The organism is Curtobacterium sp. Leaf183 (genome assembly GCF_001424385.1).
Taxonomy (GTDB): domain Bacteria; phylum Actinomycetota; class Actinomycetes; order Actinomycetales; family Microbacteriaceae; genus Curtobacterium.
The window spans coordinates 475,306-482,039 of record NZ_LMPO01000009.1; the positions used below are offsets into that span (position 1 = coordinate 475,306).

Below are 6,734 nucleotides of genomic sequence, written 5' to 3' on the forward strand. Positions count from 1 at the left end.
CCGACACTATCGGTCGCCGTCCGACAGGCGTTCGACACTTCCCCGCGCGTCGCGTCGTGGCCAGGGGGTACGGCCGCACCCGTTCACCGCGCTCGTCGCGTCGCGATCGTCTGGACCACGACCGCCGCTGCCATCAGCGTCACCATCACCGTGCCCATCGCCAGCGCCGTGCCACCGAGCAGTCCGGCGAGGGGCGTGCCGAGGCCGCCGAGCCCGAACGACAAGCCGCCCTGCAGCGCGGCCGCCGTGCCCGGGTGCGCCGCGCCGATGTGCTGGGTCCGGGTCATGGCCGCGGGGAGGACGAAGCCCCACGCCGCCGTGACCACGGCGAGCGAGCACCACACCGGGACCGGGCCGAGGCCGAGCAGCGCCGACGTCAGCACCCCGGCGGCGCCCAACGTCCCGACGAGCAGCCCGGCGGTCAGGAGCGCGTCCTCGGAGAACCGTCCGACCACGCGCCGGAACACCAGCGTCGTGATGATCATCATCGTGGCGTTCGTGGCGAAGACGATCGTGTAGAGCCCCTCGGAGAACCCGAACTGCGTCTGGAACACGAACGAGCTCGTGGCGATGTAGGCGAAGAACCCGATCGTCGACAGGACGGACGTCAGCAGGTACGCCCGGAACCGCGGGATCTGCACGAGCTGCCGCATCCGCTGCCAGTTCGCCGCCAGGCCGATGCCACCGCGGGACTCCGGCCGGAGCGTCTCGTGGAAGAACGGCAGCACGAGCACGAAGAACACCGCCCCGAGCACCGCGAGGACGACGAACATCACGCGCCAGGACGCGACCGTCAGGACCGCTCCCCCGACCAGCGGCGCGACGACCGGCCCGATCGCGTTGATCGCCGCGAGGGTGCCGAACACCGTCGCCATGCGCGGTCCCTCCGTCACGTCGGAGACCATCGCCCGCCCGGCCACCGCCGCCGCCGCGCCGGCGAGTCCCTCGACCACACGACCGATGACCAGCGTCACGACGTCCGGCGCGACGGCACAGCCGAGCGATGCGACCGCGAACAGCGCGGTGCCGCCCAGGAGCATCGGCCGGCGTCCGATCCCGTCGCTGACGGGTCCGGCTAGCAGCTGACCGACCGCGAACGCCACCAGGAACGCCGTCAACGACAGCTGGACGGCGCTCGGTGTGGTGCCGAGGTCCCGCGCGATGGTCGGCAGCGCGGGGATGTACATGTCGGTCGCGAAGGGCGACACGCCCACGATCAGCGCCAGGGGGACGATCGGCGGCAGGGTCGTCTGGGTGCGGGGTCTGGTCCGGCTGCGCTCCGTCGTCACCCGCGCCACGCTACGCCGCGCCGAATCGATTCGACAGGGGGGGGTCGCGGCCGCGTGCCGCGGGTCGGGCACCACGCTCCCGTCCGCGCGAGGTCGCACGACTCGCCGCCTGCGGTGCGTCGAGGTCGCGCGAGCGGCCGGTCCGACGACGCGAGGTTCCGCAACAGCGGCATCACCTGGGAGAGGGACGTGCGGAGACGACGGACGGGAGGCCCGGTACCAGCTGGCACCGGGCCTCCCGTCCGGACGCGGCCAGGTCGCACAACCTGCCGCGCACGTTCGCCGAGGTGGCGCGATCGGTCCGTCCTCGCGCTCGAGATGCCGCAGTTCCGGAACCTCGAGGGGCACGCCCGGGTCCGCGGCGACCCCGTGGCGACGCGGCGGGTCAGCCGGTGTTCTGCAGGCCGGCGGCGATCCCGTTCACCGTGAGCAGGAGCAGCCGGTGGTCGGCGTCCGTCGGGTCGGTGCTGCCCGACGTGCGGATGGCACGGAGCGCCCGGAGCTGCAGGTGCGACAGGGCGTCGACGTACGGGCTGCGCAGGCGCACCGCACGGGCGAGCACCGGACGGTCCTCGAGCACGTCCGAGCCGCCCGAGATGCGGAGGACCCAGTCGCGGGTACGGACCATCTCGTCGAGGACGGCGCTCGCCAGGTCGTCGCGGTCGGCGAGGTCGAGGTAGCGACGGGCGATGTGCTCGTCCGTCTTCGCCAGGGACATCGCGACGTTCTTGATCATCGCCCCGAACAGCGGCCACTCGGCGTACGCGGTGCGGAGCAGCTCGACGTCGCCGACGGCCTCGAGTGCGGACCCCAGGCCGTACCAGCCGGCGAGGTTGATGCGCGCCTGGGTCCAGGAGAACACCCACGGGATGGCGCGGAGGTCCTCGAGTGACTCGACGCTCAGTCCGCGGCGCGCGGGGCGGGACCCGAGCGGCAGCAGCCCGATCTCCTCCATCGGCGTGACCCGCGCGAACCAGGGCGCGAACCCGTCGGCCTTGACCAGTCCGTAGAAGGCCGCGCGGGAGACGTCGTCGAGCTGTTGCGCCAGGTCGGCGAAGCGCTCGGCGGCAGCCTGGGTCCGGGACTCGTTCGACGGGGACGACGCGAACAGGGTCGCCGAGGCCATCTGCTCGAGGTGCCGCGCTGCGATGTCCTGGTCCCCGTACTGGGCGAAGATGACCTCGCCCTGCTCGGTGAGCTTGAGCCGACCGTCGATCGACCCGGGTGGCTGCGCGAGCACGGCCTCGTTCGCGGGGCCGCCCCCGCGTCCGAGGGAGCCACCGCGGCCGTGGAACAGGGTCAGTTCGACGTCGTGCTCGACGGCCCAGCGGGCGATGCGCGCCTGGGCGTCGTAGAGCGCGAGGTTCGCCGAGACCGGGCCGACGTCCTTCGAGGAGTCGGAGTACCCGAGCATGACCTCGAGCTTGCGGCCGGTGGCGGCGAGGCGACGCTGGAACGCCTCGGTGCGGACGGCCTCGTCGAGGATGTCGACGCTCGCGTGCAGGTCGGCGAACGTCTCGAACAGCGGGATCACGTCGAGCACGGGCGCGTCCTGCTCGGACCCCAGCGCGGCGACGGCGAGCTCGTGCACGTTCGCCAGGTCGGCGGCCGACTGGGTGAACGAGACGATGTAGCGGTTCGCGGCACGGACGCCGTACCGACGCTGCAGGTCAGCGATCGTGCGGAACACGGCGAGGACCTCTTCCGTGGTCTCGCTCAGCGTGCCACCCGCGCGGATCTCGGCCAGGGCGGTGCGGTGCACCTGGGAGTGCTGGCGGACCTCGAGCTCGGCCAGGTGGAACCCGAACGTCTCGACCTGCCAGATGAGGTTCTGCAGTTCGCCGTGGGCCGGGCGTGCTGCGCCGGCCGCGACGAGCGACGTCTGGATCGTCCGCAGGTCGGCCAGGAACGCCTCGGGCGCCTCGTACGCCAGGGGTGTGTCACCGCGGCGGGTCGCATCGATGCGGGCCGCCGTGAACAGCAGCGCGCGACGGTGGGTCTCGTTCGGTGCGCGGATGCCGATGCGCTCGGCGATGTCCGGGTCGAGGGCTTCCTGGGCGGCCACGAGCGCGGTCAGTCCGGCGTCGGCGGGCGTCTCGCTGGCGTCGAGCGTCAGGGTGCTGCCGATGCGGGTGGCGGCACGGGCGAGCCCGAGCAGGATGTGCTCGGCGGCGATCTCGGCGGCCTGGCGCGTGATGTCTGCGGTGACGAACGGGTTGCCGTCCCGGTCGCCGCCGATCCACGTGCCGAAGCGCACGAAGGCCGGAGCCCGGACCGGGCCGCTGCCCGCGTCGTCCCCGAGCAGCCGGTCGTCGAGCAGGCGGTAGACCTGCGGGACGATCTCGAACAGCGTCTGGTCGAACACGCTCATCGCCGTCCGGACCTCGTCGAGCGGGGTCGGCCGGGTGGTGCGGAGCGGCGAGGTGCGCAGGAGGTTCGTGATCTCCTCGAGCAGCCGCCGTTCGTTCTCGGCGCGGGCGGTGGCGTTCTTCGCGCGGTCCCGCTCGTCGATGAGGTCGGTGATGCGGCGGACGGCCGTGGTGACCGCGCGGCGACGGGCCTCGGTCGGGTGGGCGGTCAGCACGGGGTGGAAGCGGAGGGCCTCGAGCCGTGCGGCGGCCTCGTCCGCCCCCACTTGGTCCACGAGTTCGGCGTAGGTGGCGGGGAACGAGTCGCCCGCGACACCGCCGTCGTCGCCACGCTGACGGAGGACGCGCACACGGTGGTGCTCCTCGGCCAGGTTCGCCAGGTGGAAGTACGTCGTGAAGGCGCGGGCGACCTCTTCTGCCCGCTCCGGCGACAACGCCGCGACGACGGCCTCGGCCCGCGCAGCACCGTCGGCGTCGTCACCCTCGTACGCCGTGATGACCGCCGCACGGAGCGACTCGACGTCCTGGAGCAGGTCGTCGCCGCCGCTCTCGCGGAGCACCCGTCCGAGCAGGCTGCCGAGGTAGCGGACGTCCGCGCGCAGGTCGCTGTCGACCGCACCGCTGACGTGGTCACGTGCGCTGCCGAAGCGTGTCGAGCCGTCGATCGCCGTCATCTCGTCCTCCCGGTCGCCCGGGACGTCAGCGCCGGGACCTCAGCAGCGTATCGGCCGACGCGCCCACGTGACGACGACCGTCCAGCCGGTCGGCTCACGCTCGGTGTGGACCCTCAGGCCGTGGCGGCAGCGGTGCGCCGCGCGTCGAGCTCGGCGAGCAGTCCGTCGTCGAGCGTGGACGCCAGCTCGACCTCGGCCATCACCCGCTCGCGCTCGGCGGCGTCCCACGGGGCGGCGTCGAGCTGGGCGCGGTAGGTGTCCTCGAACGCTGCCGGGTCGGCGAGCTGGTCGAAGATCCAGAACAGCACGCCGTTCGTGTCGAAGCCGAACTGCTGGCTGAGCGTCAGGCCGATCGCGCGACCCCCGGACAGGTCGCCGAGGTAGCGCGTGTAGTGGTGCGCGACGAAACCGCCGGGCCATGTGGACGCGACCTCGTTCAGGCGACGGACGTACGCGGTCGTGGCCGGCGTCGGGCAGACCAGCTCGGACCAGTCCGGACCGACCAGGTACTCCAGGTCCGCACGGATCGCCGGCATCCGCGTCAGGTGGGCCGTGACGAAGGGGCTGACCACCGGGTGGTCGGCCATCCGTTCAGCCGCGCGCTCGAGCGCGTCGTAGACGAACGCGTACTGCCCGAGCAGGTCGGCGTAGTCCGCCACCTCGCACCGGCCCCCGCGCAGCGCTTCCATGAAGTCGGCACCGGCCGTGGGCCCCGGTGTCCGCGACGCGCGCAGGCGGAGCAGCTCCGAGAACCGGGTGACGGATGCGTCCATGAGGTGAGGCTAACCTCACAAGGACGAGCGCGCACCAGGAATCGCCGACGAGAGGACGCTCCCCCAGCATGAGCCCGAAGAACCGCACCCAGCACGTGTTCGTCGTCGACCGCACCGAACGCGTCTCGCCGCACATGGTCCGCGTGCACCTGGGTGGCCCGGCGTTCGCGGAGTTCGTCGGCGCGGCCGACCCCGAGCGCCTCGCGACGACCGACAAGTACGTCAAGCTCCTCGTCGCCCGGCGCGAGCTCGGACTGCAGCCGCCCTACGACCTCGACGCGTTGCGCGAGCAGCTGCCGAAGGAGGACCGTCCGGCGCGGCGCACCTACACCGTGCGTGCGGTCGACCACGGGGCGCAGACCATCGCGATCGACTTCGTCGTGCACGGCGACGACGGACTCGCCGGTCCGTGGGCAGCCACCGCGCAGCCCGGCGACCTGCTCGCCCTGTCCGGCCCGGGCGGCGGGTACGCGCCGACAACCGACCCCGGGGTCGAGCACCTGCTGCTCGGCGACGACAGCGCCCTGCCCGCGATCTCCGCCGCGCTCGAGGCGATGCACGCCGACGCCACCGGCACCGCCCTCGTCGAGGTCGCGGGCCCCGACGACGAACAGGACGTCCCGCACCCGTCGGGAGTCGACCTGCGGTGGCTGCACCGCGACGCCACCGGCGCCGAGCCGGGCACGCTCCTGCTGGCCGCGACCCGGGAGCTGCCGCGGGCCTCCCGGCCGGTCCAGGTGTTCGCGCACGGTGAGCGCGCCGCCGTGAAGGCGATCCGTCGGCTGCTGCAGGACGAGTGGGGCGTGGAGAAGGCGCAGATGTCACTGTCGGCGTACTGGGCGCTCGGCCGCGCCGAGGACCGCTTCCAGGAGGAGAAGCGCGAACCGGTGGGGGCCGTCTTCGACTGACGCGTCCGCGACGGCCGGGAGGCCCGGTGCACGTCGGTCGTGACCGCTAGCGTTCCGCGCATGGTCGACTCCTGCTGCGTGCCCGGCTGCGCAGGTGCGCCCGCCGCCGGCTCGCCGGTCCCGCTGTGCGAGGCGCACGTGGTCCTGGTCCGCGACTTCGCCGACGGCACGCGCGGCGTCGAGGACGCGCTGCCCGGCCCGTGTCTCGTCTGCGGATGCCGGCTGGGCGTGCGGTTCGCATCGGGAACGGTCTGCGCCGTGTGCGAGTGGCCGTACGGCGACGTGCCGGACAGCGACCTCGCTCCTCCGCGGGTCGACGTCGTCTACTACCTGCGCCAGCGCGACGCGGTCGGCGACCGGGTGAAGATCGGCACGACGACGAACCCCCGCCAGCGACTCGCCCGGATCCCCCACCAGGACCTGCTGGCGTTCGAGCGCGGGGACCGGACGCTCGAGCGACGCCGGCACGAGCAGTTCGCCGGCGCGCGCTGGCCCGGCACCGAGTGGTTCCGTGCCACCGCGGAGCTGCTCGACCACGTGCGCGTGGTGGGCGCGGGCGTCGAGGACCCCTGGGCGCTGCACGCGCGGTGGTGCAGCGAGGCGCTGGCGTTGCGCGGCTGACACGCCGGTGGGTGGTTCGCCCCGTGGGGGGCGCACCGTGCGAGGTTCGCTCCCGGTGCGAGGTTCGCTCCCGGTGCGAGGTTCGCTCCCGGTGCGAGGT

5 protein-coding genes are annotated in these 6,734 nt (G+C 73.2%); 2 read left to right on the forward strand and 3 right to left on the reverse strand.

Going from position 1 to position 6,734, the window contains the following annotated elements; translation table 11 throughout:
- Positions 1 to 83: 83 nt before the first annotated feature.
- The 3 genes from ASG04_RS13140 to ASG04_RS13150 form a co-directional block, all read right to left on the reverse strand.
- The gene (locus tag ASG04_RS13140) at positions 84 to 1,289 is read right to left on the reverse strand and encodes a multidrug effflux MFS transporter (protein ID WP_235515539.1); all 1,206 of its coding nucleotides are present in this window, start codon (positions 1,287 to 1,289) and stop codon (positions 84 to 86) included.
- Between the two features lie 385 nt (positions 1,290 to 1,674).
- Entirely contained in the window at positions 1,675 to 4,332 is a 2,658-nt protein-coding gene (locus tag ASG04_RS13145) for a phosphoenolpyruvate carboxylase (RefSeq protein ID WP_056125136.1), read from the reverse strand.
- A gap of 113 nt (positions 4,333 to 4,445) precedes the next feature.
- Positions 4,446 to 5,105 (reverse strand): heme oxygenase (biliverdin-producing), encoded by a 660-nt coding sequence (locus ASG04_RS13150; RefSeq protein ID WP_056125139.1) that lies wholly within the window; start codon positions 5,103 to 5,105, stop codon positions 4,446 to 4,448.
- A 68-nt stretch (positions 5,106 to 5,173) separates the two neighbouring features.
- Here ASG04_RS13150 and ASG04_RS13155 point away from each other — a divergent pair, with 68 nt between their 5' ends.
- Positions 5,174 to 6,013, forward strand: coding sequence for a siderophore-interacting protein (locus ASG04_RS13155; RefSeq protein WP_056125143.1), 840 nt, complete (start codon positions 5,174 to 5,176; stop codon positions 6,011 to 6,013).
- Between the two features lie 60 nt (positions 6,014 to 6,073).
- Positions 6,074 to 6,634, forward strand: a complete 561-nt coding sequence (locus ASG04_RS13160) for a GIY-YIG nuclease family protein (RefSeq protein WP_056125149.1) — start codon at positions 6,074 to 6,076, stop codon at positions 6,632 to 6,634.
- The last annotated feature ends 100 nt before the right edge of the window (positions 6,635 to 6,734 follow it).

Coding starts and splice junctions, on each gene's coding strand:
- ASG04_RS13145 (WP_056125136.1), bottom strand. CDS start 4,332: ATGACGGCGATCGACGGCTCGACACGCTTCGGCAGCGCACGTGACCAC.
- ASG04_RS13150 (WP_056125139.1), bottom strand. CDS start 5,105: ATGGACGCATCCGTCACCCGGTTCTCGGAGCTGCTCCGCCTGCGCGCG.
- ASG04_RS13155 (WP_056125143.1), top strand. CDS start 5,174: ATGAGCCCGAAGAACCGCACCCAGCACGTGTTCGTCGTCGACCGCACC.
- ASG04_RS13160 (WP_056125149.1), top strand. CDS start 6,074: ATGGTCGACTCCTGCTGCGTGCCCGGCTGCGCAGGTGCGCCCGCCGCC.